19 protein-coding genes are annotated in these 25,116 nt (G+C 73.8%); 6 read left to right on the top strand and 13 right to left on the bottom strand.

Annotation, left to right across the window (positions count from 1 at the left end; genetic code table 11):
• Position 1: 1 nt before the first annotated feature.
• On the bottom strand, positions 2-2,107 hold the full coding sequence (locus AC0693_RS08095; RefSeq protein WP_478801255.1) for a TerD family protein: 2,106 nt from the start codon (positions 2,105-2,107) through the stop codon (positions 2-4).
• A 220-nt stretch (positions 2,108-2,327) separates the two neighbouring features.
• On the opposite strand from AC0693_RS08095, the gene AC0693_RS08100 reads away from it, so the two are divergent.
• Positions 2,328-2,507: a hypothetical protein gene (locus AC0693_RS08100; RefSeq protein ID WP_356411135.1), complete on the top strand. Its 180-nt coding sequence runs from the start codon at positions 2,328-2,330 to the stop codon at positions 2,505-2,507.
• Here AC0693_RS08100 and AC0693_RS08105 read toward each other — a convergent pair.
• Complete coding sequence (locus AC0693_RS08105; RefSeq protein WP_356411138.1) at positions 2,485-3,294, bottom strand: site-2 protease family protein; 810 nt, start codon at positions 3,292-3,294, stop codon at positions 2,485-2,487. The two genes, AC0693_RS08100 and AC0693_RS08105, sit on opposite strands and share 23 nt — an antisense overlap.
• Before the next feature lie 121 nt (positions 3,295-3,415).
• Between AC0693_RS08105 and AC0693_RS08110 the strand changes: the two genes are divergently transcribed.
• A complete protein-coding gene (locus tag AC0693_RS08110) occupies positions 3,416-6,742 on the top strand; it encodes a BTAD domain-containing putative transcriptional regulator (protein WP_478801256.1) in 3,327 nt (1,108 codons plus the stop codon).
• Positions 6,743-6,789: 47 nt separating this feature from the next.
• Here AC0693_RS08110 and AC0693_RS08115 read toward each other — a convergent pair whose 3' ends face one another.
• The 3 genes from AC0693_RS08115 to panB all read right to left on the bottom strand — a co-directional run bounded on the left by AC0693_RS08115 (position 6,790) and on the right by panB (position 9,615).
• Positions 6,790-7,641 carry an ABC transporter permease gene (locus tag AC0693_RS08115; protein WP_356411143.1) on the bottom strand — a complete coding sequence of 284 codons (852 nt, stop codon included), beginning with the start codon at positions 7,639-7,641 and terminating at the stop codon, positions 6,790-6,792.
• Entirely contained in the window at positions 7,638-8,660 is a 1,023-nt protein-coding gene (locus AC0693_RS08120) for an ATP-binding cassette domain-containing protein (RefSeq protein WP_478801257.1), read from the bottom strand. Before AC0693_RS08120 ends, AC0693_RS08115 begins: the two co-directional genes overlap by 4 nt.
• A 94-nt stretch (positions 8,661-8,754) precedes the next feature.
• The gene (gene panB / locus AC0693_RS08125; protein ID WP_478801258.1) at positions 8,755-9,615 is read right to left on the bottom strand and encodes a 3-methyl-2-oxobutanoate hydroxymethyltransferase; all 861 of its coding nucleotides are present in this window, start codon (positions 9,613-9,615) and stop codon (positions 8,755-8,757) included.
• Positions 9,616-9,934: 319 nt separating this feature from the next.
• On the opposite strand from panB, the gene AC0693_RS08130 reads away from it, so the two are divergent.
• Positions 9,935-10,963: an endonuclease/exonuclease/phosphatase family protein gene (locus AC0693_RS08130; RefSeq protein WP_356411150.1), complete on the top strand. Its 1,029-nt coding sequence runs from the start codon at positions 9,935-9,937 to the stop codon at positions 10,961-10,963.
• Between the two features lie 63 nt (positions 10,964-11,026).
• Here the strand turns inward: AC0693_RS08130 and AC0693_RS08135 are convergent, their stop codons facing one another.
• The 4 genes from AC0693_RS08135 to AC0693_RS08150 all read right to left on the bottom strand — a co-directional run bounded on the left by AC0693_RS08135 (position 11,027) and on the right by AC0693_RS08150 (position 16,382).
• The gene (locus tag AC0693_RS08135) at positions 11,027-12,781 is read right to left on the bottom strand and encodes an NAD+ synthase (RefSeq protein ID WP_469318735.1); all 1,755 of its coding nucleotides are present in this window, start codon (positions 12,779-12,781) and stop codon (positions 11,027-11,029) included.
• Between the two features lie 102 nt (positions 12,782-12,883).
• Complete coding sequence (locus AC0693_RS08140; RefSeq protein WP_478801259.1) at positions 12,884-14,029, bottom strand: DUF4190 domain-containing protein; 1,146 nt, start codon at positions 14,027-14,029, stop codon at positions 12,884-12,886.
• Between the two features lie 118 nt (positions 14,030-14,147).
• Positions 14,148-15,830, bottom strand: coding sequence for a multicopper oxidase family protein (locus AC0693_RS08145; protein WP_478801260.1), 1,683 nt, complete (start codon positions 15,828-15,830; stop codon positions 14,148-14,150).
• A 90-nt stretch (positions 15,831-15,920) separates the two neighbouring features.
• Complete coding sequence (locus tag AC0693_RS08150) at positions 15,921-16,382, bottom strand: DUF6153 family protein (RefSeq protein WP_478801261.1); 462 nt, start codon at positions 16,380-16,382, stop codon at positions 15,921-15,923.
• 71 nt (positions 16,383-16,453) lie between these two features.
• On the opposite strand from AC0693_RS08150, the gene AC0693_RS08155 reads away from it, so the two are divergent.
• Positions 16,454-17,140 (top strand): DUF998 domain-containing protein, encoded by a 687-nt coding sequence (locus AC0693_RS08155; protein ID WP_478801262.1) that lies wholly within the window; start codon positions 16,454-16,456, stop codon positions 17,138-17,140.
• A complete protein-coding gene (locus AC0693_RS08160) occupies positions 17,137-18,060 on the top strand; it encodes an alpha/beta fold hydrolase (protein WP_478801263.1) in 924 nt (307 codons plus the stop codon). Before AC0693_RS08155 ends, AC0693_RS08160 begins: the two co-directional genes overlap by 4 nt.
• Positions 18,061-18,076: 16 nt before the next feature.
• Here the strand turns inward: AC0693_RS08160 and AC0693_RS08165 are convergent, their stop codons facing one another.
• Positions 18,077-18,811 (bottom strand): DUF305 domain-containing protein, encoded by a 735-nt coding sequence (locus AC0693_RS08165; protein ID WP_478801264.1) that lies wholly within the window; start codon positions 18,809-18,811, stop codon positions 18,077-18,079.
• Entirely contained in the window at positions 18,808-19,464 is a 657-nt protein-coding gene (locus AC0693_RS08170; RefSeq protein WP_469318728.1) for a DUF3105 domain-containing protein, read from the bottom strand. Before AC0693_RS08170 ends, AC0693_RS08165 begins: the two co-directional genes overlap by 4 nt.
• A 214-nt stretch (positions 19,465-19,678) precedes the next feature.
• Here AC0693_RS08170 and glnA point away from each other — a divergent pair, with 214 nt between their 5' ends.
• Positions 19,679-21,040 carry a type I glutamate--ammonia ligase gene (glnA, locus tag AC0693_RS08175; protein WP_356411174.1) on the top strand — a complete coding sequence of 454 codons (1,362 nt, stop codon included), beginning with the start codon at positions 19,679-19,681 and terminating at the stop codon, positions 21,038-21,040.
• Between the two features lie 80 nt (positions 21,041-21,120).
• Here the strand turns inward: glnA and AC0693_RS08180 are convergent, their stop codons facing one another.
• Both AC0693_RS08180 and AC0693_RS08185 read right to left on the bottom strand, forming a co-directional pair.
• Complete coding sequence (locus tag AC0693_RS08180; RefSeq protein ID WP_478801265.1) at positions 21,121-22,083, bottom strand: hypothetical protein; 963 nt, start codon at positions 22,081-22,083, stop codon at positions 21,121-21,123.
• 134 nt (positions 22,084-22,217) lie between these two features.
• A complete protein-coding gene (locus AC0693_RS08185; RefSeq protein ID WP_478801266.1) occupies positions 22,218-24,320 on the bottom strand; it encodes a PIG-L family deacetylase in 2,103 nt (700 codons plus the stop codon).
• Positions 24,321-25,116: the final 796 nt, after the last annotated feature.

Below are 25,116 nucleotides of genomic sequence, written 5' to 3' on the forward strand. Positions count from 1 at the left end.
CTCAGCCGCGGCGGCCCGTACGCCCCTCCCCGGCGCCCAGGGGCGCCACGACGGCCTGGTGGAAGCGTGCCACGGCGTCGTCGACGCTGCGGATGAAGCCCGACTCCGTATTGCCCCGGGTGCTACCCATCCCCTTGACCAGCGACAGCCGGTAGCCGGTGACGGCCGCGCCGTCCCGGGGCAGCAGGTCTCCGGGCTCGGGGCGCAGCCGCTCCAAGGTGCCGCGCGGCCCCGGACCCGCACCGTCGGTCAGGGTCTCCACGTGCAGGTCCGCCGGGGAGTCGGCGAGCAGCTTCAGCAGCCGCTTCGCACCCACCAGCGGGTACGCGGCCTCCGGCGCCGGCACCTCGACCGACGTGCGCACCTTGGCCGTGCGCAGGTCGGCGACGACCGCGATGACCACGCTGGTCCCGTCGATCCGCAGCTCCGCCGCCAGCCGGCCCTCCGCGGCGAGCCGCGCGGCCGCGGCGGCCCGCCGCGCCTGCGGATCGCTTCCCCGGCGGGCCCGCTGCACCGGCAGCGCCTTCTGGCCCAGCTCCCCGCCGAGGCGCAGGCAGACCTGGCGGATCAGCCGCTCCCAGCTGCCGACCACCTCGACGGCCCGCGGGTCGTCCGCGCCGAGGGTCTCGTCCTCGATGCCCTTGCGCACGGGCACCCAGGCGGGCCCCATGTTCTGGAAGCCGTGGCAGCCGGAGTTCTCGTGCCGGAGGTACTCCAGCAGCTCCTGGAGCAGCCAGGCGTGCGCGGCGTTGCCCACGCCCTCGTGCCGGATGAGCATCTGCGCCTGGTGGGCGACCTCGGCCCAGGAGAGGTGCCAGAGGCCGACCTTGTGCTTGCGCCGCCCGTCGATCTTGACGTCCACCATGGCGGCGCCTTCGAGGGCCACGTCGTTGGAGAGCGTGATCACGGCTTCGTAGCCGCGCCGCGCGGCGATGTCCATGTACTGCTGCACCTGCTCCGCCTTGAGCGGGTTGCCGTTCGTCTTCGTCTCCACGAGCGCCGTCCACAGCTTGCCCGCGCGCTCCACCCGGATCACCCCGTCCGGCCGCTTCGGGGAGTCGCCGTGCGGCAGGGACACTTCGGTGAAGGTCTCCATCCGCCCGGCGGGCGCGCCGAAGCCGGCCGTCAGCCTGCGGCCCAGCTCCGGTACCTGCGCCATCACGGACAGCAGCACCGAGGTGGCCCGCACCTCGCGCTCGGCGTCGCTCTTCAGGGAGGGGACGGGGAACAGCCGGGCCGGGCGCCAGGATTCGTTCTCGGCGAGCGTGGTCCTGGGCACGCGCGGCAGCGTGATCTTCTTCTTGGTGGTGCGCGGGGCCCGGCCGCGGGTCTGGGCGGGCACGGCGTCGGCCGCCGCGGGGGCGACCGCGCCGCCTGCCGCTCCGACCGCCGCGGCCGGAACCGCCGGGTCCGCCGTCCCGGTGGGATCCGTTGTCGCCCCGGCGTCCGCCGCTGCCGGGCCGACCGCCGTGCCCTGTGCGACGCCCGCCTCCACGACGCCCACCGCCACGGCGCCCGCCTGCGCCTCCTCCGCGTCCGAGGGGCCCGCCTGCTCGTCCGGGTCCTCGGGGAGCGCGTGGCCGAAGTCGTTGGTCAGCCCGGTCAGCCCGGTCTCGTAGCCCTGGCCCACCGCGCGGAACTTCCACTCCTCGCCCCGCCGGTAGAGCTCGCCGAAGATGAAGGCCGTCTCCACGCTCGCGTCCTTGATGGAGAACCCGACCAGCGGCTCGCCCGAGCGGTCCGCGACCGTCATCCGCAGGTCGTCCAGGTCCCCGAAGCACGTCCCGCCGTACTGGCTGGCCGCGATCACGATCCGCGCGACGTCCGCCCGCACCGCGGTCAGGTCCACGCTGATGCGGTCCTCGTCGCCGTTGTCGGTCGGCGTCTTGCCGAGCAGCTGCACGCTGCCGTCCGCGGCGGCGGTGTGGTTGTAGAAGTAGAAGTCGTTCTCGTCGCGGACCTTGCCGTCCTCGTCCACGAGCAGGACCGACACGTCGGCGTCCCCCGCCCCCGAGGCACTGCTCCAGCCGAGGCTCACCACGACCGCCCCGACGTCCTCGCTCAGCGCCGTCAGACTGACGTTCGCGCCCTTGGCGATCTCCTGCATGTCCGTCCCCCCACTGGCCCGGTGCCGTCCGTCACCGGGCCGAGCGGGCCGGGCCGTCGCTCTGTTCGTGCGCGCTGAGAGGCGCGCTGGGCGCACCGTAGACCCGCCGTCGCGCGAAACGCGCGGGTTCGGCCGAAAAAGGTCCGGATATGAGCGCCCGCCACCATGGGGGACACTGGAGGGGATCGGCCCCGTTCAGTGTCCCCGAGGAGTTCGGCCCATGCCCCGCCTTGCCGTGTTCGCCCTGATCGTCTGCGCCCTGTCCGTGGCCGCGGCCGTCGTCGCCTTCGTGGAGGGCAGCTTCCTCGGCATCGTCTGGGTGCTGCTGGCGGGCGTGACCTCGAACATGGCGTGGTTCTACCTGCGCAAGGACCGGCTCAGCCGGCGAGCGGCGAACTGACCGAGCAGACCGCAGCGGCCTCCCGCCAGAAGGTGTAGAGGTCGCGGCCGCAGTAGGTCTCGAAGTCGGAGACGCCGAGCGCGCCGAGGACGCCGTTCACGACGTCGAAGAAGAACGCGTTGACCCCCGGGATCCACAGCAGGGCGAAGACCGCGATCAGCCCGAAGGGCGCCAGCGGTTCGACCTCGCGGCGCACCCGGTACGACAGCCACGGCTCGATCACGCCGTAGCCGTCCAGGCCCGGGACCGGCAGGAAGTTCAGGATCGCGGCCGAGACCTGGAGCAGCGCCAGGAACCCGAGCGCGAAGCGGAAGGCCGTCGGCACCCCGTCCAGCGCGTCCAGCCAGAACGGCGCCGTGCATACGACGGCGAACGCCACGTTGGCCAGCGGCCCGGCGGCCGAGATCAGGCTGTGCTTCCACCTGCCGTGGATCCGCCCGCGCTCGATGTACACGGCCCCGCCGGGCAGGCCGAGCCCGCCCAGGATCACGAAGACCACCGGCAGCACGATGCTCAGCAGGGCGTGCGTGTACTTCAGCGGGTTGAGCGTCAGATAGCCCTTGGCGCCGACCGACAGGTCGCCGCCGTGCAGGGCGGTCCGGGCGTGCGCGTACTCGTGCAGGCACAGCGAGACGATCCACGCGGACGTGACGAAGAGGAAGACGGCCAGTCCGGTACTGGTCGAGTACCCCGTCCACACGGCCCACCCGGTGACGCCCATCACCGCGGCGATCCCGAGGAAGACCGCGCTGATCCGCCGCTCGCCGCGGCCGCCCTGATGATCCATGCTCCGAAACCTATCCCAGGGGGTCCGGGGCCCCGCCCCGGGGACCGCCGCCGTGGCCGCGGGCATCGGCCCGCCGCGAAATCCCGGTGGGTCCGGGCTCCGGTGCGGTCACAATGGGCCGGTGCGTTACGCGATTCTCGGCAGTGCCCAGGCAGTCCGCGGCGACGGGACCCCCGTCGCCCTCGGCGGAGCACGCCTGCGCGCGCTCCTGACCGCGCTCGCGCTGCGCCCCGGGCGGGTGGTGCCGGCCGAGCTCCTGGTGGACGAGGTCTGGGGCGACGAACCGCCCCAGGACGCGTCCGGCGCCCTGCAGGCCCTGATCGCGCGGCTGCGCCGGGCCGCCGGGCACGCGGCCGTCGTCTCCGAGGAGGGCGGCTACCGGCTGGCCGCCGGGCGCGACGACATCGACCTCTACCGCTTCGAGCGCCTCGCCCGCACCGCCGCGCAGCGCCTGGAGGCGGGGGACCCGGGCGCGGCCGCCGGCCTGTACGACGAGGCGCTGGCCCTGTGGCGCGGGGCCGCCCTCGCGGATCTGCCGGACGGGGCCGCCGAGGCCGCGCGCTGGGAGACCGTACGGCTGGACGCGCGCCGGGGCCGGCTCGGCGCGGCCCTCGCCCTGGGCGAGGCGGAGCGGGTGCTGCCCGAGCTGACCGCCCTGTGCGCCGAACTGCCGCTGGACGAGCCCCTCCAGGTGCTGCGGATCCGGGCCCTGCGCGACGCGGGCCGCGCCGCCGAGGCGCTGGCCGCCTACGACGGCGTGCGCCGGGACCTGGCCGACCGGCTCGGCGCCGACCCGGGACCCGCCCTGCGGGCCCTGCACACGCAGCTGCTGGCCCCGGCGCCCGCCGGCCGGGCCCCCGCCGCCGCCCCGCCGCCCACACCCGTGGCGGCCGCCCCCACGGGGAACCTGCGGGCCCGGCTCACCACCTTCGTCGGCCGCCAGGAGGACATCCGGGTCATCGGATCGGACCTCGCCGGAGCCCGGCTGGTCACCCTGCTCGGGCCCGGCGGCGCGGGCAAGACCCGGCTCTCCCAGGAGGCCGCGGAGGCGCACTCGGCGGCCGCGACCGACTGGCCGGACGGGGTCTGGATGGTCGAACTGGCCCCCGTCGACGACCCGGACGGCGTCGTCGAAGCGGCGCTCGCCGCGCTCGGCGCCCGCGAGACCAAGCTGCGCGGCGCCGCCGCCGAGGAACTGCGCGTGCTCACCGGGCAGACCGGCGACCACCCCCTGGACCGGCTCACCGAACACTGCTCCCGGCGCCGCATGCTCCTCCTCCTGGACAACTGCGAGCACGTCATCGGCGCCGCCGCCGAACTGGCCGAGCGGCTCCTCACCCATTGCCCCGGCGTGCAGATCCTGGCCACCAGCCGCGAACCCCTCGGCGTGCCGGGGGAGCTGCTGCGGCCGGTGGAACCGCTGCCGGACCCCATGGCGGTGCGGCTGTTCGCGGAGCGCGGGGCCGCTGCCCGGCCCGGCTTCGCCGTCGCCGACGATCCGGCCGCGGCCGCCGAGATCTGCCGTCGTCTGGACGGTCTGCCGCTGGCCATCGAGCTGGCGGCGGCGCGGTTGCGGCTGCTGACCCCGCGGCAGATCGCGGACCGGCTGGACAACCGTTTCCGTCTGCTGACCAGTGGGAGCCGTACGGTGCTGCCGCGCCAGCAGACCCTGCGGGCGGTGGTCGACTGGTCCTGGGAGCTGCTGGACGCGTCCGAACGTACGGTCCTGGCCCGGCTGTCCGTCTTCGCGGGCGGCTGCGACCTCACCGCCGCCGAAGCCGTCTGCGCCGACGACGGCGACGGGGAGGACGGCGCCGGCGACGTGGGCGACGTCGCCGACGTGCTCGGCTCGCTCGTCGACAAGTCCCTGGTCGTCGCCGCCCCCGGACCCGACGGCGACATGCGCTACCGGCTGCTGGAGACCGTCGGCGAGTACGCCGCCGAGCGCCTCGCGGCGACCGCCGACGACCAGGAGGCCACCGGCCGCCGCCACCTCGTCCACTACCGCGAACTCGCCCGCACCACCGACCCCCTGCTGCGCGGGCGCGGCCAGCGCGAGGCGGCCCGGCGGCTCGCCACCGAGTACGAGAACCTGCGCACCGCCCTGCGCCGCGCCGTCGCCACCCGCGACACGGGCGAGGCGCTGTGCCTGGTCCACGCGCTGGTCTGGTACTGGCAGATGCGGGACCTGCGCACCGAGATGCGCCACTGGACCGACGCCGTGGCGGCCCTGGGACCGGATCCCTTCGCGGCGCCCGCCGAGCGCGCGCGGCCCGTGTACGAACAGATCGTGGACACGCCCCCGCCGTACACCGGCGAGCGGCTGACGGAGGCCTGGCGCGGCATCAGGCTGCTCCAGCTCGCCGCCCTGGACCAGTCCAACGAGGGCTGGTTCGCACCGGAGGTCCGCCCGCTGATCGACGGCATGGCCGCCGTCTACGACCCGGGCCTGCCGCAGACCTGCCGGTATCCCGGATCCCTGTGGATCTACGCCGCCATGATCGGCGGACACCCCGGGCTGCTCCGGGAGATCACCGACACCACGGTGGAGACCGCCCGCAGACTCGGCTACCGCTGGGAGCTGGGCTCCGCGCTCCAGCTGCGCGCCAACGTCCTGGCCAACCGCGCCGACTGGGCCGGCAACGCGGCCCGCGACGCCGAGGAGAGCCTGGCCATCTTCGAGGACCTCGGCGACGACTGGGGCTGCGCGGAGGCGCTCTCCGCCCGCGCCGAATCCCGCGAGAAGCGCGGCGAGTACGCCCTGGCCGCCGAGGACTACCGGGCGGCCATCGGGCACGCCGAACGGCTCGGCGCCAAGGGCCAGGTGCTGGTGCTGCGGGTCCGGATGGCCGGGGCCCTGCTGGAGGACGGCGGCGGCGAGCAGGCCGAGGAGATCCTCACCGAGGTCCTGGGCGCCGACCAGCGGTTCGGCGACGAGGCCGTGCCCGCCGGCCGGATGTTCCTGGCGACCCGCCTCGGCTCCACCGGCCGGATCCCCGAGGCCCGCCTCCAGATCCAGGCGCTGCGCGAGGAGTTCACGCACGGCGCCTACGCCATCTTCGACGGGTTCCTCCAGGGCCTCATGGCGTGGCTGGACAACCAGGACGGCAAGTACGAGGACGCCCTCGCGCAGGTCAGGATCGCCCTCGGCGCCGCCGGGGAACCGCTGTCCATGATGATCGCGCCGCAGATGCCCGCCGTGTACCTGCTGGCCGCGGCCGAGGCGCACGCGGGACTCGGCGGCGCGGAGCACGCCCGTACGGCGGCCCTGCTGGTCGGCGCCTACCGGGCGCTGCTGCCGCCGGCCCACGTGCCCGTCGGCACGGAACGCGCGGGCGTCGCCCGGGCCGACGAGCGGGCGCGGGCGGTGCTGGGCGACGCCGCCTACGAGGCGGCGCACGCCGAGGGCGGCGGCCTCACCCTGGAGGAGGCCACCGCCCTGGTCTGACCCGCTGCGGGTCCGGGACGCGATCCGGTCCCGCCCGGATCAGGTCGTCAGGTCTTGTCGCGGAACTTGCGGACGGCGATCGGCATGGTGACCAGGGTGATGCCCACCGACCAGGCCAGGGTGATCCACACCGAGTTGCCGATCGGCGTGCCGTTGATCAGCGCGCGGGCGGCGTCGGCCAGGTTGGACAGCGGGTTGTAGTCGGTGAAGGACTGCAGCCAGCCGGGCATCGTGGTCGGCGGGGCGAAGATCGAGCTGCCGAACTGGAGCGGCATCAGGACCAGCATCGCCATGCCCTGCACGGCCTGCGCGGTCTTCATGGTGAGACCGAGCAGGATGAAGATCCACATCAGGGAGGCGCCGAAGACGGCCGCCAGACCGATGGACGCCAGCAGGTCCAGGACCGAGGTCTTGATGGACAGGCCCAGCATGAAGCCGACGGCCAGCAGGATCGCGATGGCGACCATCATGCGGCCGACCTCGACCACGATCTTGGCGATGAGCACCGAGGACCGGGCGATGGGCATGGACCGGAAGCGGTCCATCACGCCCTTCTTGAAGTCGTCGTTGACGCCGGTCCCGACGCCCATCGCGATGTTCATGCCCATCATGGCCATCAGGCCGGGCACCACGTAGTTGACGTACTCCTGCTGGTTTCCCTTGCCGGAGATCGCGCCGCCGAAGACGAACACGAAGAGCAGCGTGAAGATGATCGGCATCAGCAGGACGTCGAACATCGACTCGGGGTCCTGCTTGATCTGCAGGACGTTGCGGCGGGCCAGCGCGCCGATGTGGCGCAGGTGGGCGCGCAGGCCCAGGCGGCCCTCGTCGCTCACCGCCGCCGGACCGGAGGCCGGGGCGGAGCGGGTGGGGGCGGGTTTCGTGGTGACGGTGCTCATGCCGCTACCTCCTCGGTCTGGTGGGCGTCGACGGGCGTGGCCTTGTGGCCGGTGATGGCGAGGAAGACCTCGTCCAGGCTGGGCAGGTAGGTGCCCAGGTCGGCGATGGCGTAGCCGCGGGCGGCCAGCAGCCCGACCACCGCGGTCAGCTGCTCGTCGCTCAGGATCGGGACCAGCAGGACGCCCTCGTCCGGCACCGCCTGGGAACCGGCGACGCCGTCCAGGCCGGTCTCGGCCAGCGCACGGGCCATCGCGGGCAGGTCCGCCGGGTCCGCCGGGCGGATCTTGAGGGTGCGGCCGCCGACGCGCGCCTTCAGCTCGTCCACCTTGCCGTTGGCGATGACCTTGCCGTGGTCGATGACCGTCAGCTCACTGGCGAGCTGCTCGGCCTCCTCCATGTACTGGGTGGTGAGCAGGACGGTGGCGCCCTCGGCGACCATCCGCTGCACCTCGTCCCACACCTCGTTGCGGGTGCGGGGGTCCAGGCCGGTGGTCGGCTCGTCCAGGTACAGGACCGCCGGGCTGCCGATCATGGACGCGGCGAGGTCCAGGCGCCGCCGCATGCCGCCGGAGTAGTTCATGACGGCCTTCTTGGCCGCCTCGGTCAGCGAGAACCGCTCCAGCAGGTCGTCCGCGCGGCGGCGGGCGTCCTTGCGGGGGAGGTCCAGCAGCCGCCCGATCATGTAGAGGTTCTCCCAGCCGGAGAGCTTCTCGTCGACCGAGGCGTACTGGCCGGTGAGGCCGATGGTGCGGCGCAGCTGCCGCGGCTGGCGGACCACGTCGTAGCCCGCGACGACCGCGGTGCCCGCGTCCGGGGTGATCAGGGTGGAGAGGCAGCGGACCAGGGTGGTCTTCCCGGCGCCGTTCGGGCCGAGGACCCCGAGGACCGTGCCCTCGCGGACATCGAGGTCCACGCCGTCCAGGGCCTTGGTCTCGCCGTAGTGCTTGACCAGTCCCCGTACCTCTACCGCGTGGGTGCCGTGTGCCCCACGGCCGGGGGTGTTGTCGTTTCGCGTCATGTCCCACAGGGGACCAGAGGCCACTGACAAAGCACCGACAGCCGACCGACAGCGCCCGTGGGGGGCCGTCGGCCGGCTGTCGGTGGCGCCGGGATCAGTGGACGCTGTGCTCTTCCAGCGGGAACGTTCCGCCCACGACGTCCTCGGCGAAGGCCTTCGCCGCGTCGGACATCGTCGCGCGCAGGTTCGCGTACTGCTTCACGAAGCGCGGCATCTTCCCGCCGGTCAGGCCCATCATGTCCGTCCAGACCAGCACCTGCGCGTCGCACTCCGGGCCCGCGCCGATGCCGACCGTCGGAATGTGCAGCGACCGGGTGACCTCCGCGGCCAGCTCCGCCGGCACCAGCTCCAGCACCACCGCGAACGCGCCCGCGTCCTGCGCCGCCTTCGCGTCCCGCAGCAGCTGGTGCGCGGCCTCGTCACCGCGCCCCTGCACCCGGTAGCCCATGGCGTTCACCGACTGCGGGGTCAGCCCCAGGTGGGACATGACCGGGATGCCGGACTGCACGATCAGCTCGGTCTGGGCCAGCGACCGCTCGCCGCCCTCCAGCTTGACCGCGCCGACCCCCGCCTCCTTGACCAGGCGCGTCGCGCTGCGCAGCGCCTGGACCGCGCCTTCCTGGTAGGAGCCGAAGGGCAGGTCCCCGACGATCAGGGCCCGGCTGGTGCCCCGGACGACCGCCGCCGACAGCAGGGTCATCTCGTCCATCGTCACCGGGACGGTGGTCTCGTAGCCGAGGTGACAGTTGCCCATCGAGTCGCCGACGAGCATGACCGGGATCCCGGCCTCGTCGAAGACGGACGCCGTCATCGCGTCGTAAGCGGTGAGCATGGGCCACTTCTCGCCGCGTTCCTTGGCGAGGCCGAGGTCGCGGACCGTGATGCGGCGGCTGCCCTTGCCCCCGTACAGGGTCGGGGCGGAGGTTTCGCGGGCAGGCGAAACGGCATGCGTCATGGCAACTGCTCCTTGTGTCATCTCGAGGCACCCTCACGGCGTCCCCGGACTCACCCACCATGGTGGCACCATCGCGGCCCGGGGCGGTAGTGCTGCGCCGCGCGGTCCGTCACACCCGCTCCGGGGTCCCGCGGCCGCACCGGCCGCCCGCGAGGCACGCCCGAGCCTATGTGCGCGTTTCGTGACAAGCGGAACCTTCCCCGTACGGCCGTTCGTCCTCCGGGTTGTGCGTGCCGGGAAGGACGGCGCGCATGGCTTCGGTCATCGCCTAGGGTCAAGGGGCGGGGACGGAGCGCGAGCACGGCAGTGAGGGCATGGCATGGCACAGGCGTACGTGGCGGAGACGGGGAACGGCGGTCCGGAGCCCGAGCCCTCCGGATCCGGGCCCCGCAGCCGGCTGGCCGCCCTGCGCAAGGACCCGGGGATCTGGCGGCGCGGCATCGCGACCGCCGCCGCGGCCCTGCTGATCGCCCTCGTGATGATCTTCCACGCCCGGCTGCCCAACGACGTCGGCAACCTCGGCAGCCTCATCGAGACGTTCCTGCCCTGGCTGGGCGTGCTCATCGTCGTGCTGCTGGTCATCGGCGTCGTCCGCAAGTCCGCGACCGCGCTGATCGCGCTCGTCCTGCCCTCCGTGGTCTGGGTGCACCTCTTCGGCGGGCTGATCAGCGACAAGTCCGGCTCCGGCGGCAACCTCGTGGTCGCCAGCCACAACGTCGACGCCGACAACGCCGACCCGCGCGGCACCGCCGCCTCGGTCGCGAAGTCGGGCGCCGACGTCCTGGCGCTGACCGAGCTGAAGGCGGGCGCCGTCCCGGCCTACGAGGAGGTGCTCGCCGGCACGTACAAGTACCACGCGGTCGAGGGCACCGTCGGCGTGTGGAGCAAGTACCCGCTGTCCTCCAGCCGGCCCGTCGATATCAAGATGGGCTGGACCCGCGCCATGCGGACCACCGTCGACACCCCCTCCGGCCAGGTCGCCGCCTACGTCGCGCACCTGCCCTCGGTCCGGGTGAAGCTGAACGCGGGATTCACCGCCAACCAGCGCGACAACAGCGCCGGGGCGCTCGGCGCCGCGCTGGCGGGCGAACCGCTGAAGAAGGTCGTCCTGCTCGGCGACCTCAACGGCACGATGAACGACCGCGCCCTGTCCGAGGTCACCTCGCAGATGCGCTCCACGCAGGGCGCGGCGGGCGACGGCTTCGGCTTCAGCTGGCCGGCCGCCTTCCCGATGGCCCGCATCGACCAGATCATGGTCCGCGGCATCAAGCCCGAGGCCTCCTGGACCCTGCCGCGCACCGGCAGCGACCACCTGCCGATCGCGGCCCGGCTCACGGTCCGGCCGTAACACCGCTGCCCGCGGCTTTCCCCTCGGCGGGTACGGCCCGAGGGGGAAGCCGCGGCCGCGGGCTCAGCCCCGCTCGTGCCAGCCGTTGGTGATCGGCAGCCGCCGGTCCTTGCCGAAGCCCTTCGCGGAGATCTTGGTGCCCGGCGGGTACTGGCGCCTCTTGTACTCGGCGGTGTCCACCATCCGCAGGATCCTGGCGACCAGCGCGCGGTCGAACCCGGCCGCCACGATCGCCTCCAGGCCCTGGTCCCGGTCGACGTACAGCGCCAGGATCGCGTCCAGCACCGGGTAGTCGGGCAGCGAATCCGTGTCCACCTGGCCCGGGCGCAGCTCGGCGCTCGGCGGCTTCTCGATCGAGGAGACCGGGATCGGCGGGGTCTCGCCGCGCTCGGCGGCCGCCCGGTTGCGGTAGCGGGCCAGGCGGAAGACGTCCGTCTTGTAGACGTCCTTGATCGGGCCGTAGGCGCCGACGGAGTCCCCGTACAGGGTCGAGTAGCCGACGGCCAGCTCCGACTTGTTCCCCGGGGCGAGCACGATGTGGCCCTCCTGGTTGGACAGCGCCATCAGCGTCGTGCCGCGCAGCCGGGACTGGAGGTTCTCCTCGGCGAGGCCGGTCAGTCCCAGCGCCCCCATGTAGGCGTCGAACATCGGCTCGATCGAGACGGTCCGCAGGTGCAGCCCGGTGCGTTCGGCCAGGTCGGCCGCGTCCCCCTTGGAGTGCTCGGAGGAGTACTTCGAGGGCATCGAGACGCCGTACACGTTCTGCGCGCCGATCGCGTCGCAGGCGATCGCGGCGACCAGCGCGGAGTCGATGCCGCCGGAGAGCCCGATCAGGACCGAGCGGAAACCGTTCTTGCGGACGTAGGCGCGCAGCCCCACGACCAGCGCGTCGTAGACCTCCTCGTCGTCGTCGAGCCGCTCGGCGTACCCGCCCGCGACCACCGGTTCGTACGGTTCCACCGGCTCCTCGGACAGGATCACCCGGTCGATCCGCAGGCCGTCGTCCACCACGCCCTCGACCGGGGTCGCGGAGGCGGCGGGCAGCTCCAGGTCGACCAGCACGCAGCCCTCGGAGAACTGCGGGGCGCGCGCGATCACCTCGCCGTCCGCGCCGACGACGATCGAGTCGCCGTCGAAGACCAGCTCGTCCTGGCCACCGATCATCGCCAGGTAGGCGAGGGTGCAGCCGGCCTCCCGGGCGCGCGTGCGCACCAGTTCGAGGCGCACGTCGTCCTTGTCGCGCTCGTACGGGGAGGCGTTGACGGAGAGCAGCAGGCCCGCCCCGGCGGACCGGGTGGCCGGGACCCGGCCGCCGTCCTGCCAGAGGTCCTCGCAGATGGCCAGGGCCACGTCCACGCCGCGCACCCGGATCACCGGCTGGGTGTCGCCCGGCACGAAGTACCGGAACTCGTCGAAGACCCCGTAGTTGGGCAGGTGGTGCTTGGCGAAGCGCAGGGCGACCCGTCCGCCGTGCAGGACGGCCGCCGCGTTCTCCGGGGAACCGGCCGGGCGGCCGAGGCGCGGCACGGCGTGGCCGGTCCGGTCCAGGTAGCCGACGACCACCGGCAGCTCACCGAAGCCCTCGGCGGCCAGCCGCTCGGCGAGCGCGAGGAGCGCGGTGCGCGAGGCCTCGACGAAGGAACCGCGCAGGGCGAGGTCCTCGACGGGATATCCGGTCAGCGCCATCTCGGGGAACGCCACCAGGTGGGCGCCCTGTTCGGCGGCGTGCCGGGTCCAGTGGACGATCGATTCGGCGTTGGCGGCGATGTCGCCGACGTGCGCGTCGATCTGCAGCAGAGCGAGACGAAGTTGAGGCACGTCCCCACTCTAGCCACTAATCGTCGTTCTGACGCGATGTCCCGGAACGCGGGGTGTTCCGGGACATCGCGCCGGGGGGAGCGCCGGGGAAGCGGAGCCCGCTCAGCCCAGGGTGCCGCTCCAGATGGCGCCGTCGTACTTGCCGATGCCGGGCGCGATCTCGAACTGGATCCCCTTGGTGCCCTCGGGCAGGCCGAAGGCGAAGACGCCGGTGGCCGACTGCCCGGGCAGCAGCGAACCCGAGAACGGGTGCTCCACGGTGAAGTCGTACATCCGCTTCGACTCCAGCCCCTTGTCGTCGCGCGCGGAGGGCAGCGCGGCGCGCAGCTCGACCTTCTCGTTCGTCTTGTTGGTGATGGTGACGGTCACCTTCGCGGCGAACTTCGGGCGGCCCGGGTCGTACTTGTTGGGCTCCGGGGTGTACCCGGTGGCCTCCTTCACCGTGACCTCGACGCCGTCGTCGTAGGTGAAGGTCCGGCCGAAGGGCAGCGGGGACGTCTTGCCGGGGACGTCGCTGGGGCGCGGGCTCGGGCTCTCGTCGTCGTAGTCGTCGTCGTACTCGTCGTCGTACGGGCTGCTGTGCGAGGGCGGCAGGCCCTTGTTCACCCGGTCGTTGATCTCGTGGAGGATCCGGCCGGTGAAGTACGTCCCCGCGCACAGGCCGAGCACGCCGAGCACCGTGCCGGCGACGGCCATCGCCTTGCGCGGCGCGCCCTTGGAGGCCTGGACCATGCCCGCGATGCCGAGGCCGATGGCGACCAGCGCCACCAGCGCGCCGCCCCAGAAGAGGAACGGCGTGAAGCCGAGCGGGATGCCGACGATGCCGAGGACGAGGGCGGCGATCGCCATGCCGTTGTTCTGCGGGGCAGCCGGGGCGCCCGGGTAGGGCATGTTGACGTACCCGCCGGGCGGCGGGCCCCACGGGTTCGCGGACGGCGGCTGCGGCGGGCCGTACGGGGGCGCGCCGGGCGCGCCGTGGGCGGCGAAGGGCGACGGGGACGGCGACGGGGGTGCGAACGTCTGCGCGGTCTGCGGAGCCGGTGCGGCCTGCGGCGGGACGGCCGGGGTGCCGATCACGGTCGCCGCGTCGTGCACGGGCGTGTCGGTGGGGGCGTCCGCGGGCGCGTCCGCGGACGTGGGCGTGCCCTCGGGTTCCGTCGGGGGTCCGGACGGGACGGCCGCGGACGGCCTGTCGTCGGCCGGGGCCGGCCGGTCGGCCGACGGGTGCGAGGGCTTGCTCAGATCCAACGAAAATCCTCATGTAGGGATGGCGGCGCGGTGATCTTCCACCCTGCCACGCGCCGCACCCCCGGCCAACCGGATTGCCGGCTCCCGGTTCAGCGCCCGGGAGCCGGTCCCCGCAGCGCTAGCGCTGGTAGCCCAGCACCGTCATCATCCCGGCCTCCGCGTGGTAGACGTTGTGACAATGCACCATCCACAGGCCCGGGTTGTCGGCGTCGAAGTCGGCCGTCAAGGTGGCCCCGGGGAGGATCGCCGCGGTGTCCTTGCGGACCCCGCCCGGCTGCCCGCCGAGGGCGAAGGTGTGGCCGTGCAGGTGCAGCGGGTGCCACATCGTTGTGGAGTTGGTGAACTCCAGCCGGACCCGTTCGCCCGCCTTCACCGGGTGCCGCCGGTCCGGCGCGTACGGCTCCCCGTCGAAGGCCCAGTCGTACGCCGCCATGCCGCCCGTCAGCTTGATCCGCACCGTCCGGTCGGGGGCCCGGGCGGCGAGGGCCGCGCCCTCGGCCGCCCGCAACCGGTCCGCGGTCAGGGGCGGTCCGGCCAGTTCGGCGGGCCGGGTCGCGGCGGTGGGCGCCGCTCCGCTCCCGGTGCGCAGCAGCGCGAGCGCCGAGGCGGCCGTTCCCTTGCCCTCGGCCAGCGCGGTGAGCGGGAACACCCCGTCCCCGGCCGTGACGAGGACGTCGTACCGCTCGCCCATACCGAGGAGCAGCGAGCCGGTCTTCGCGTGCTCGACCGGGAAGCCGTCGGTGTGCGTGACCGTCAGTTCGTGGCCGCCGAGGGCGATGCGGAAGGCGGTGTCGCCGCCCGCGTTGACGATCCGCAGCCGGATCCGGTCGCCCGGGCGGGCCGCGAAGACCGAAGGGTCCTCCGGGAGGCGGCCGTTGACCAGGTAGTGCGGGTAGCCGACGTCACCCGCGTCCTTGCCGAGGACGGAGCTGCCCCCGCCGCCCATGAGCATGCGCGAGGGCCCGGCGGGAGCGGTGGGGGAGGCCGCCCCGGCACCCGCGTCGTGGCCGCCGTGGCCACCGTGACCGGCTCCTTCCCGCATGCCCCCGCGGAGTTCGGCGAGGACGGCGTCCGGGGTGGAGCCGTCGACCCCGTCCAGCCAGTCGTCCAGGACCACCACCCACTCCTTGTCGTAGGAGAGGGGCTCCCGGGGGTCCTCGACGATCAGCGGGGCGTACAGCCCGCGGTCCTGCTGGACCCCGGAGTGCGGGTGGAACCAGTACGTCCCCGGGTGCGGCACGGCGAAGCGGTACGTGAAGGAGGCGCCCGGGGCGATGTCCCGCTGGGTGAGCCCCGGCACCCCGTCCATGTCGTTGCGCAGGGCCAGGCCGTGCCAGTGCAGGGAGGTCGCCGCGGGCAGGTGGTTGGCCAGGGTCAGGGCGAGGGTGCCGCCCGCGGTGACCCGGACCTCCCGGCCGGGCAGCCGGTCGCCGTACGCCCAGGAGCGCACGGTGCGGCCCGCGCCGAGGTCCAGCGGGCCCGCGGTGGCGGTCAGGGCGACCTCGGCGACCGGGCCGGTGGCCCGGCGGGCCGCCTCGGCCGCCCGGACCTCGGGCCCGGCGGGGTCGACGTAACCGCCGGGCGCCGGGCGGGCGGAGGAGCCGCTGTCCGGGGAGCCGTGGCCCATGGAGCCGTGGTCCATGGAGCCGTGGTCCGTGCCTGAACCGCCGGAGCAGGCGGCGAGCAGGGCGGATCCGGCCACCGCCGCGCCGGCGCCGAGCACCGCGCGCCGGGAGGGGAGGCCCGAGGGGGAGGGGGAGGGCCGGGGGGAAGGAGGGGTCGTCGATGTGGGAGCGCGCATGGAAGTGCACCTCGTGGTGTGGTGTCGCGTGGACGGGCGGGCGCGGTCCGCCGCCTCCCGCGGGCGCGCGGGAGCGGCGGCGGGCCCGTCCTATACGCGCAGCACCGCCAGCAGGGTGAGGAGCTCCCGGCCCCCGGGCGGGTCCGGCCCACCGCGCACGCGGCCGCCCCGGACCCCGCGCCGCGCGGCCGGACCGGACCCGGCGGCGGCCCGCGCGAGCGCGAGCGCGCCCAGCAGGGTGATCCCGGTCAGCAGCACGGCCAGGCACACGGACATCGGGTCCATGGCCATCCGGCCGTCCGCCGGATCGCCCAGCAGGCGCCCGCGGGCCGCAGCGTCCCCCTCGGGGGCGGGCGCGACGGCCGGGGCGTCGGCGGGCGGCGCGGGCATCGCGTGGGCGCCGGAGTGGGCGGGCGGAGCGTCCCGTCCGGCGGGGGAGCCGTCCGGGTGGCCCAGCGTGTGCATGGTGACGATGCCCAGCAGCAGTGCGGCGAGCAGCAGCACCCGGGACCACCGGGCGGCTCGCTGCGTCCTGCGGGCGGCGTCCGTCATGCGCGGCAGCTTACCCCGGGTGGGTATGCGTCCGGTCGATCGGCCCCGCCCTGCTTAGGATTGGTCCCACCATGTCCACCAACGGCACGCGGCGGGTCGCCGCCCTCCTCGGCCTCGGCGCCGCGGCCTACACCGCATGGGTGCTCGAAGTCGTCCTGTCCACCGGCCTCGACCCCGTCGAGACCTACGTCAGCGAACTCGCCGCCCAGGACCAGCCGCTCGGCGGCCTCTTCCGGGCGACCGACTTCACCGCGGGCCTGCTGGCCCTCGCGGGCGGCCTGTTCGCCCTCCTGCGGATCCGCTCCCATCCCGGATCCCGCCGCCCGTGGGCGGTCATCGGCTGGGTGGGCGTCGCCCTCTTCGGCGCGGCCACCGCCGCCGACGCCTGGCTGCCGCTCAGCTGCACCCCGACGGCCGACCCGGTGTGCGCCTCCCGGGAGACCGCCGGCCTGGTCCCCGCCACCCACCAGGCCCACGCCATCAGCAGCAGCCTCGCCATGACCGGAGCCCTGGTCGCCCTGGTGGCGCTCACCGTCACCGCCCGCCGCCACGGCTGGTGGGCCCCGCTCGCCCGCTACGGCCCGATGCTGGTGGCGCTCGAACTCCTCGCCACGGTCTGGACCCTGAGCGCGATCGCCCTGTTCACCGCCGGGCGCGGGACCTGGGCGCTCGGCGCGGGCCAGCGGCTCCAGGTGCTGTTCGTCGCGCTCTGGCTCGGCCTGCTCGCGTACTCCGTCCACCGGGAACGGCGCACGTGAGCGGCCGGCCGCCGGCGCGGTACGAGGGCTTCGTGCGGCCCGCCGACGGCGTGCCCCTGCACGTGGTCGTCGAGGGCGCCGGCCCGCTCTGCGTCCTCGCCGCCGGACTCGGGCTCGGCTGGTTCGACTGGGACCCGGTGGCCGCCCTGCTGGCCCCGCACCGCACGGTCGTCCGCTTCGACCGCCCCGGCCACGGGCTCAGCGCTCCCGCCGCCGCGCCGCCGACCGCCGCGGGGGAGGCCCGCCGGATCGCCGCCCTGCTGGACGCCCTCGGCCCGGCCGGCCGCGCCCCCGCCACCGTCGTCGGCCACTCCATCGCCGGGTTCCACGCCGAGGCCTTCGCCCGGCTGTACCCGGCCCGCACCGCCGCGCTGGTCCTGCTCGACAGCAGCGTCGAGGAGAGCGCCCGGCCGCCGCTGCTCCCGGCCGCCGTGCGCGACGTCGCGGCGGGGGCGCTGGGGCGGGCCCTCACGGCCGCCGGGCTGCCGGCCGCGCTCGGCCCGCTGCTGCGCGGCGCCGGCGTACGGGCCTCCCGGACCGGCGGCGCCGACCCGGCCGCGCGGGAGTCCGTACGCCGCTGCTACCGCACCGGCCGCGTCTGGCAGGGCACCCTGCGGGAGAACGCCCGCTACCGCGACCAGGCCGCCGAGGTGCTCGCCCTGCGCGCCGCGCACCCGCTGCGGGCCCCCGCGACCGTCCTCGCGGGGGCGGACGGCTGCGAGCGGCCCGCCGCGCGGCGCTGGCTCGGCCGCCAGGCGGACCTCGCCGAGCGCCTCGGCGCGCGCTTCGAGGTCGCCGATCCCTCGGGTCACATGGTCATGCTGGACCGCCCGGACCAGGTGGCCCGGGCGGTCCTGGACGCGCCGGCGGCCGACGGCGCGCGCGCCGCCGGGTGCGGGCACGCGGGGCCGAACGGGTGACGTCGCGCGGCGTCCCTCAGGGACGCGGCGCGGCCCCGCGCTTGCCGAGCATGTCGGCCATCAGCGACAGCTCCGAACGCTGCGCCTCGGCCATGCCCTGGGCCAGCTTCTGCTCGGCCGGGGTCCGGCACAGCCGCGCGCAGCCCAGCGCCATCGCCACCCCGCCCTTGTGGTGGTCGGTCATCAGCTGGAGGTAGAGCACCTCGGCGTCCCGGTCCCGCAGGGTGTCCAGCCGGGCCAGCTCCTCCTTGGTGGCCATGCCGGGCATCAGCGCGCCGGGCTTGGTCACGGCGCCGCCCTGGGCGGCCCCTTCCGTACTGGGCGTGGCGGCCTCTTCCGTACCGGGCGCGGCGTGCATGCCCGCCATGTCGTGGCCGCCCGCCGCGCCGGCGGTCATCCAGGACATCGGCGGCTCGCCGGGCGTGACCTTCGGCAGCCCCCACAGGTCCAGCCAGCCCAGCAGCATCCCGCGCTGGTTCGCCTGCGTGTTGGCGATGTCGTAGGCCAGGCTGCGGACGGCCTCGTCCCCGGTGCGGTCGCGCACGATGAAGGACATCTCCACGGCCTGCTGGTGGTGCACGGCCATGTCCCGGGCGAACCCGGCGTCCGGCGAGGACACGCCGGGCGCCCGTCCGGCGCCGTCGGCCGCGTCCGCGGTGCCGCCGCCCACGGCCGCGATCATCACCGCCGCCGCCGCGAAGAACAGCGCCAGGACGACGGCGCCGCCCGCCGCCCAGTACGTACGGCTCACTTCTGGTCCAGGCCGCTCGTGCAGGCCGCGCCGGGTTCCGGGGTCTGGGCGCCCTGGACGTACGTACTGAAGAATGTGTCCACGCGCGGATCCGTCGCGCTGGTCACGCTGAGCTGCTTGCCCCAGGCGCTGAGCATGATCGCGCCGGACTGCTCCTTGTCCGGGCTCATCAGCGTGTACGGGGTCTTGGCCACCTTCGCCGCGAGCGCGTCCACATCGGCCTTGGCGGCCTTCTCGTTGTAGGTGACCCAGACCGCGCCGTGCTCCAGCGAGTGGACGGCGTTCACCTCGGGCAGCGGGTTCTTGTAGACGTCACCGTTGCAGTTCATCCAGCGCGGGCTGTGGTCACCGCCGACCGGGGGGTTCATCGGGTACGTCACGGGGGTGTCCACGTGCTGGCGCCCCAGCTTCTTCGCGTCCCAGCTCGCCACGCCGGTCACCGTGTCCATGGTGGAGGCCGGGGGAGCGTCCTTCTTGTCCATCCGCTCCTTGAGCACGTACCCGCCGAAGCCGACGAGGCCCGCGACGAGGACGGTGGACACCGTGACGACGAGGATCTTCTTGCGCCGGTCGCGGGACTTGTCGGCCCGGCGCATGTCGGCTATGCGCGCCTTGCGGGAGTGGTCCTGGGTGCTGCTGGACTTGCTCGCCATGTCAGTCCTTCTGCGGAGAGGGGCGGGCGGGGGGACCCCTATGGGCGCAGATGGTAATGCTCATGACCGGTCCACGGTCAGTGCGGGGGTGCCGCGAGCTTGCCAAGGTGCGTAATCTGGCGGAAACCACCGCTCGCGATACTGGGTCCGCCCCACCGTGCCCCACGGCCGCCGGATGTGGTGCACAGGCCATCTGAACTGCGAGGATGAAGGCATGGACAAGCAGCAGGAATTCGTCCTCCGGACGCTCGAGGAGCGCGACATCCGCTTCGTGCGCCTGTGGTTCACCGACGTACTGGGCTTCCTGAAGTCCGTCGCGGTCGCCCCCGCGGAGCTGGAGCAGGCCTTCGACGAGGGCATCGGCTTCGACGGCTCGGCGATCGAGGGCTTCGCCCGGGTCTACGAGTCGGACATGATCGCGAAGCCGGACCCGAGCACCTTCCAGATACTGCCGTGGCGCGCGGAGGCCCCGGGCACCGCGAGGATGTTCTGCGACATCCTGATGCCGGACGGCTCCCCCTCCTACGCGGACCCGCGGTACGTCCTCAAGCGCATCCTGAACAAGACCTCCGACCTGGGCTTCACCTTCTACACCCACCCGGAGATCGAGTTCTTCCTGCTGAAGGACAAGCCGCTGGACGGCACCCGGCCGGTCCCGGCCGACAACTCGGGCTACTTCGACCACACCCCGCAGAACGTCGGCATGGACTTCCGCCGCCAGGCGATCACCATGCTCGAATCCATGGGCATCTCCGTGGAGTTCAGCCACCACGAGGGCGCCCCGGGCCAGCAGGAGATCGACCTGCGCTACGCGGACGCGCTCTCCACGGCCGACAACATCATGACCTTCCGCCTGGTCATGAAGCAGGTGGCCCTGGAACAGGGCGTGCACGCCACCTTCATGCCCAAGCCGTTCTCGGAGTACCCCGGTTCGGGCATGCACACCCACCTGTCCCTCTTCGAGGGCGACCGCAACGCCTTCTACGAGTCGGGCGCGGAATACCAGCTCTCGAAGGTCGGCCGCTCCTTCATCGCGGGCCTGCTGCGCCACGCCGCCGAGACGGCGGCGGTCACCAACCAGTGGGTGAACTCCTACAAGCGCATCTGGGGCGGCTCCTCCCGCACCGCCGGCTCCGGCGGCGAGGCCCCCTCGTACATCTGCTGGGGCCACAACAACCGCTCGGCCCTGATCCGCGTCCCGATGTACAAGCCGGGCAAGACGGGCTCCTCCCGCATCGAGGTCCGCTCGATCGACTCGGGCGCCAACCCCTACCTGACGTACGCCGTCCTCCTGGCGGCGGGCCTCAAGGGCATCGAGGAGGGCTACGAACTCCCGGCCGGCGCCGACGACGACGTCTGGGCCCTCTCGGACGCGGAACGCCGCGCGATGGGCATCGAACCCCTCCCGCAGAACCTCGGCGAGGCCATCTCCCTGATGGAACGCAGCGAACTGGTCGCCGAGACCCTGGGCGAGCACGTCTTCGACTTCTTCCTGCGCAACAAGAAGCAGGAGTGGGAGGAGTACCGCTCCGAGGTCACGGCCTTCGAGCTGCGCAAGATGATGCCGGTGCTGTAGCGCGCAGGTGTACGTGGGACGGGCCCGCCCCCGGTATGGGGGGCGGGCCCGTTCGCGTGTGCGTGGGTGGGGCCGGGTGGTCAGGGGGTGCGCAGGGTTACCAGGGCGGTCTTGGTTGCCGAGACGATGCGGGCGCCGTTCGGGTCCTGGGCGCGGGCCGTCAGGTCGAGGGTGACCCGGCCCTTGACGAAGGGGACGGGGGTGTCCCCGAGGGTCCAGGCCCGGGCCGTCCAGGGGGCCGGCCGGCCGGGGGTGCACACGATCTCGACGGCGCCCACGATGCCGCTGGTCGTGGTGTGCTTGAGCTGCTGGACCGCGGTGCCGCTGAGGTACATCGTGACGGGCTTGGAGCACGTCGCCGTACCGTGCACGGTGGCGCGATCGGTCGGGCCGGTGGCCCGGCCGTCGGCCGCGATGGTCAGGCCGAGGACGAGGGCGGCCGGGACGGGCGTCGGCGTGATCTCCAGCTGCCCGAACAGGACGTTGCGGTCGTCGCAGTCCTCGCTGTACTCCGCCACCAGCGACTTCAGCGTCCGGCCCGCGCCCCACTCCAGCTTGGTGATGGTGAAGCTGCCGGTCAGGGTGGCGCAGCCGCCGCGGTAGCCGTTGACGAGCATGCTCGGTACGGCGGGACGTTCGCCCGTCTCCGGGAAGCGGACCGCGTCCGCGTACGAGCCCACGGCCAGCTCCTGGCCCGCGGGCGCGGCCAGGTCGACGGTCCACGGGTCGCCCGGCCGGTTGATGCTCACCGAGACCGAGCCGTGGTCGGCGGCGGCGGTCGCGCCGAAGACGTCACCGCTCATCGAGTCGTAGGAGCGGGACTGGTCGTCGCCGCCCGCGCCCGGGTCGCCGACCCATACGAACGAGCTGTTCCCGACCGGCGCGGCGTGCGCGACGGCGCCGCCGCCGAGCAGTCCGGCGGCCGCCGGGAGGACCATGGCCAGCAGGGCCGCCGTGCGCAGCAGGCCGCGCCCGCGCCCGGACCCGCGCCCGCGTCCGTCCCCGCCTCCGTGCCCAGGTATGCGTGTCTTCGCCGTCTTCATCGTGTGTTCCCCCCGTGCGACGCCCTCATGACGGAGCGTCATGGCGCGGCGTCGCGTGTCAGATCGTGATGCGGACCCGCTGATCTTTGCCTGACGGTTCGGGGCGTGGCAAGACGTTCCGGGAGGAAACGGTCTCAGGGGCGCGTGACCGCCGGGCGCCAGACGGTGCGCGAGACGCGGCTCAGGTCGGCGATGTCCGGCAGGGTGGTCGTGACGTGCAGGTCCGCGTCCAGGCCCAGGACCGCCGTGGTGGTGGCCCCCGCCGCGTCCAGGATGCTGGCCGGGGCGCCGGCGTACAGCATCTGGGACTCCGTCCAGAGGGGCTCCGCGCCGAGACCGGTGGTGCTGATGGTGCCGGTGTCGGCGCGTCCCGTCAGCAGCCGGCCCGCGACGCTCACCGCGCCGTACCCGGCGCGCCCGCCCACCTCCACCACGGACGAGACGACCGGCTTCGCCCCGCCCGCCGTGATCAGCACGCTGCGCACGGTGCCCGAATCGGGGCGGCGGAAGTACAGCCGTACGCCCTCACCCTCGGCGATCGCCGACACCGGGCCGGTGGTGGGCGGCAGGCCGGTCGCCGCGGGTCCCTGAAGAGGGCCGTCCACGGTCGGCCGGGTCCAGGCCAGGACCGACTTGGAGGTGGCGGCGTACACGTGGTGGCGGCCGGCGGCGTCGGTCACCGCGACCGGATCGCCCTGGAGGTCCGCGCCGCCGAGCTTCTGCCACGGCCCGAAGCCGCCGCCCGGGGTCTGCTGCTCGCGGGCGCGCAGGGTGTGCTGCGCGTCACGGACGTACACGCCGAGGCGGCCGTCGGGGGCGACCACGACCGCGGGGCCGCCGATGTCCGAGGTGCCGGCCTCGTCGGAGACCTCGGGGGTGCCCAGCACCTGCCACGGGCCGAACGGGCCGTCGGGGGCGCCCTGGACGGCGTACACGACCTCGCGGCGGTAGTCCTGCGGGCGGGTGTCCGCGGTGGTGCGGGTGCCGAACACCGCGACCCGGCCGTCCGGGAGCCGGACGGTCGTCGCGCCCTGGTCCATGCCGGAACCGGGCAGCAGCTCCGGGCCCGCCCACTGGGCCTCCGCGCCGCTGCGGGTCCAGTACGCCATGCGGCCGTCCAGGACCGAGAAGGCCCAGAAGCGCCCGCTCACGCCCTCGGTCAGCCAGGAGGTCTCCTCGCCGCGCGAGTAGCGGATGCTCTGCGCCCAGTTGTGCCCGGTGATGCGGGGGGCGACCTTGCGGTCGCCGCAGCCGTACGGGCTGCCGCAGTAGTCGGTGCGGTCCAGCCACGCGTACGTCTTGAGGTAGGAGACCTTCGCCTCGACCGTCTCGGGGTCGAGGGAGTGGGGCAGGACGCTGTTGCCGTAGCCGAGGTAGTTCTGCACCGAGAAGTGCGGCCGCGCGGTGACCTCGGCGTAGCGCTCGGTGGCCGCGTGGACGAAGCGGGCGCCGTACATGTGGTCCTGGTGGTCGGTTATCTTCCCGTTCGCGTACCGGCCCGGCGTCGGATCCTGCATCCGTATCGTCGTCGGCTGGTACTGCTCCAGAATGCCCGTTATCGCCTGTATCGTCTGCTCTTTGGTGTAGCTGAAGGTCTGCTTCACCGGCGTGCCGGAGGTCAGCAGCGAAGGCAGGGCGGCGGCTTCGCCGTTCCACAGGCCGCGCAGGCTCTCGGGGCGCTCGTCGTTGACGTTGCGGGCCTCGGTCAGCTGCATCCAGACGAGGTTGATCTGCGGCTTGGCGACCAGGACGTCCTGCTCGGCCCAGCCGCCCCCGGCGGTCGGGACGACCGAGCGCTTCCAGGCGCTGGTGCGGTCGCCGGTGGCCATCTGGGCGTAGGCGGAGCGGATGCCGTTCTGCCGGGCCTCGGCGTAGCGGGCCCGGTCGGCGGGCTGGGACGGGTCGTTGAAGGACGCCCCGACCGCCTCGTTCTTGCCGTCGGCCTCGCCCGAGGTGAGGTACGCGGTGGTGACCTTGCGTCCGGAGAGCAGCGAGCGGCTCAGATCCGGGTTCATGAAGTAGAGGTCGTCATCGGGGTGGGCGACGATCTGCAGCACCGATCCGCCGGTGGTGCTCGGCGGGGCGACCGCGGCCTGCCGGGCCGCGCCGGGTGCGCCGGAGCCGGCGCCCCCTCCGGCGGTGAGGTCCTCGCCGTAGGCGACCGCGAACACACCGGTGGCACCGGCGGTGAGCGCGGTGAGCAGGGTCGCCAGGCGTATGCGGCGAGAAACAGGCATGGGTCACGCCTTGGGGTCGTTCGGGTGCGGAAGAACCGCCGTGTAGTCAGATAGAGGTCAATGCGGCGAACTTGGTTCACCGATTTCACCGATGACTCCACTGCTTCCGGTCGTGACCGGTTTTGATTGTGCCCCGTGGCTGGGCGGGGGCGGAAAATGATCAGAATGTGGACGCGGCGCGTGTGGGCTCAAGCGCCCCAGTCGTGGTGAATTGACCGGTTTGGTGCGTGGTCAGCGTCACGCCGGTGGCGTCCGCGGGGTGGGCGGTGGTGGGGGGCGCGGGCGATTCGCCGCGGGCGTCCGTCACGGGGGCGGGGTGCGGGGCCGGGTGCGGTGGTGCGGGCGGCCCCCGCAACGGCCCGGATCGCGGGGCCGGTCGGGTTCCCGCTGGTCGCGGCGCCGGGCCGACCGGGTTCCGGCCGACCCGGAGCGCCGGAGCGCGACCCCGCGCACGTCGGCGCCGTACGCCCCCGCGTACGCCCCGCTCCGGCATCCGACCCCGGCTCACCGCCGACCGAACGCCGGTCCGCAGGGCACCTGGTGGCGCTCCCCGCGCCGAAGCCGCGCATCCGGTCCCGGGTCTGTGATGTCGGACACGTCCATGCGGCCGGACGCGCTGCCGGGGCCGGGGCGGCCACCGGATCCGCCGACTCCGGTGCGCTCGGCGCCCCGTTCGTGGCCGAACTCCGCCGCTTCGGGGGGCGCCTGGGGGCGTGCGCGGGGTGGTGAGGCGTACGGGCGTACGTGAGGCTGCGCCGACCGCTCGGCGGGAGCGCGCCGAAGGCGGCGATCCGGC

The sequence above is a fragment of the Streptomyces sp. NPDC043876 genome, from assembly GCF_056435825.1.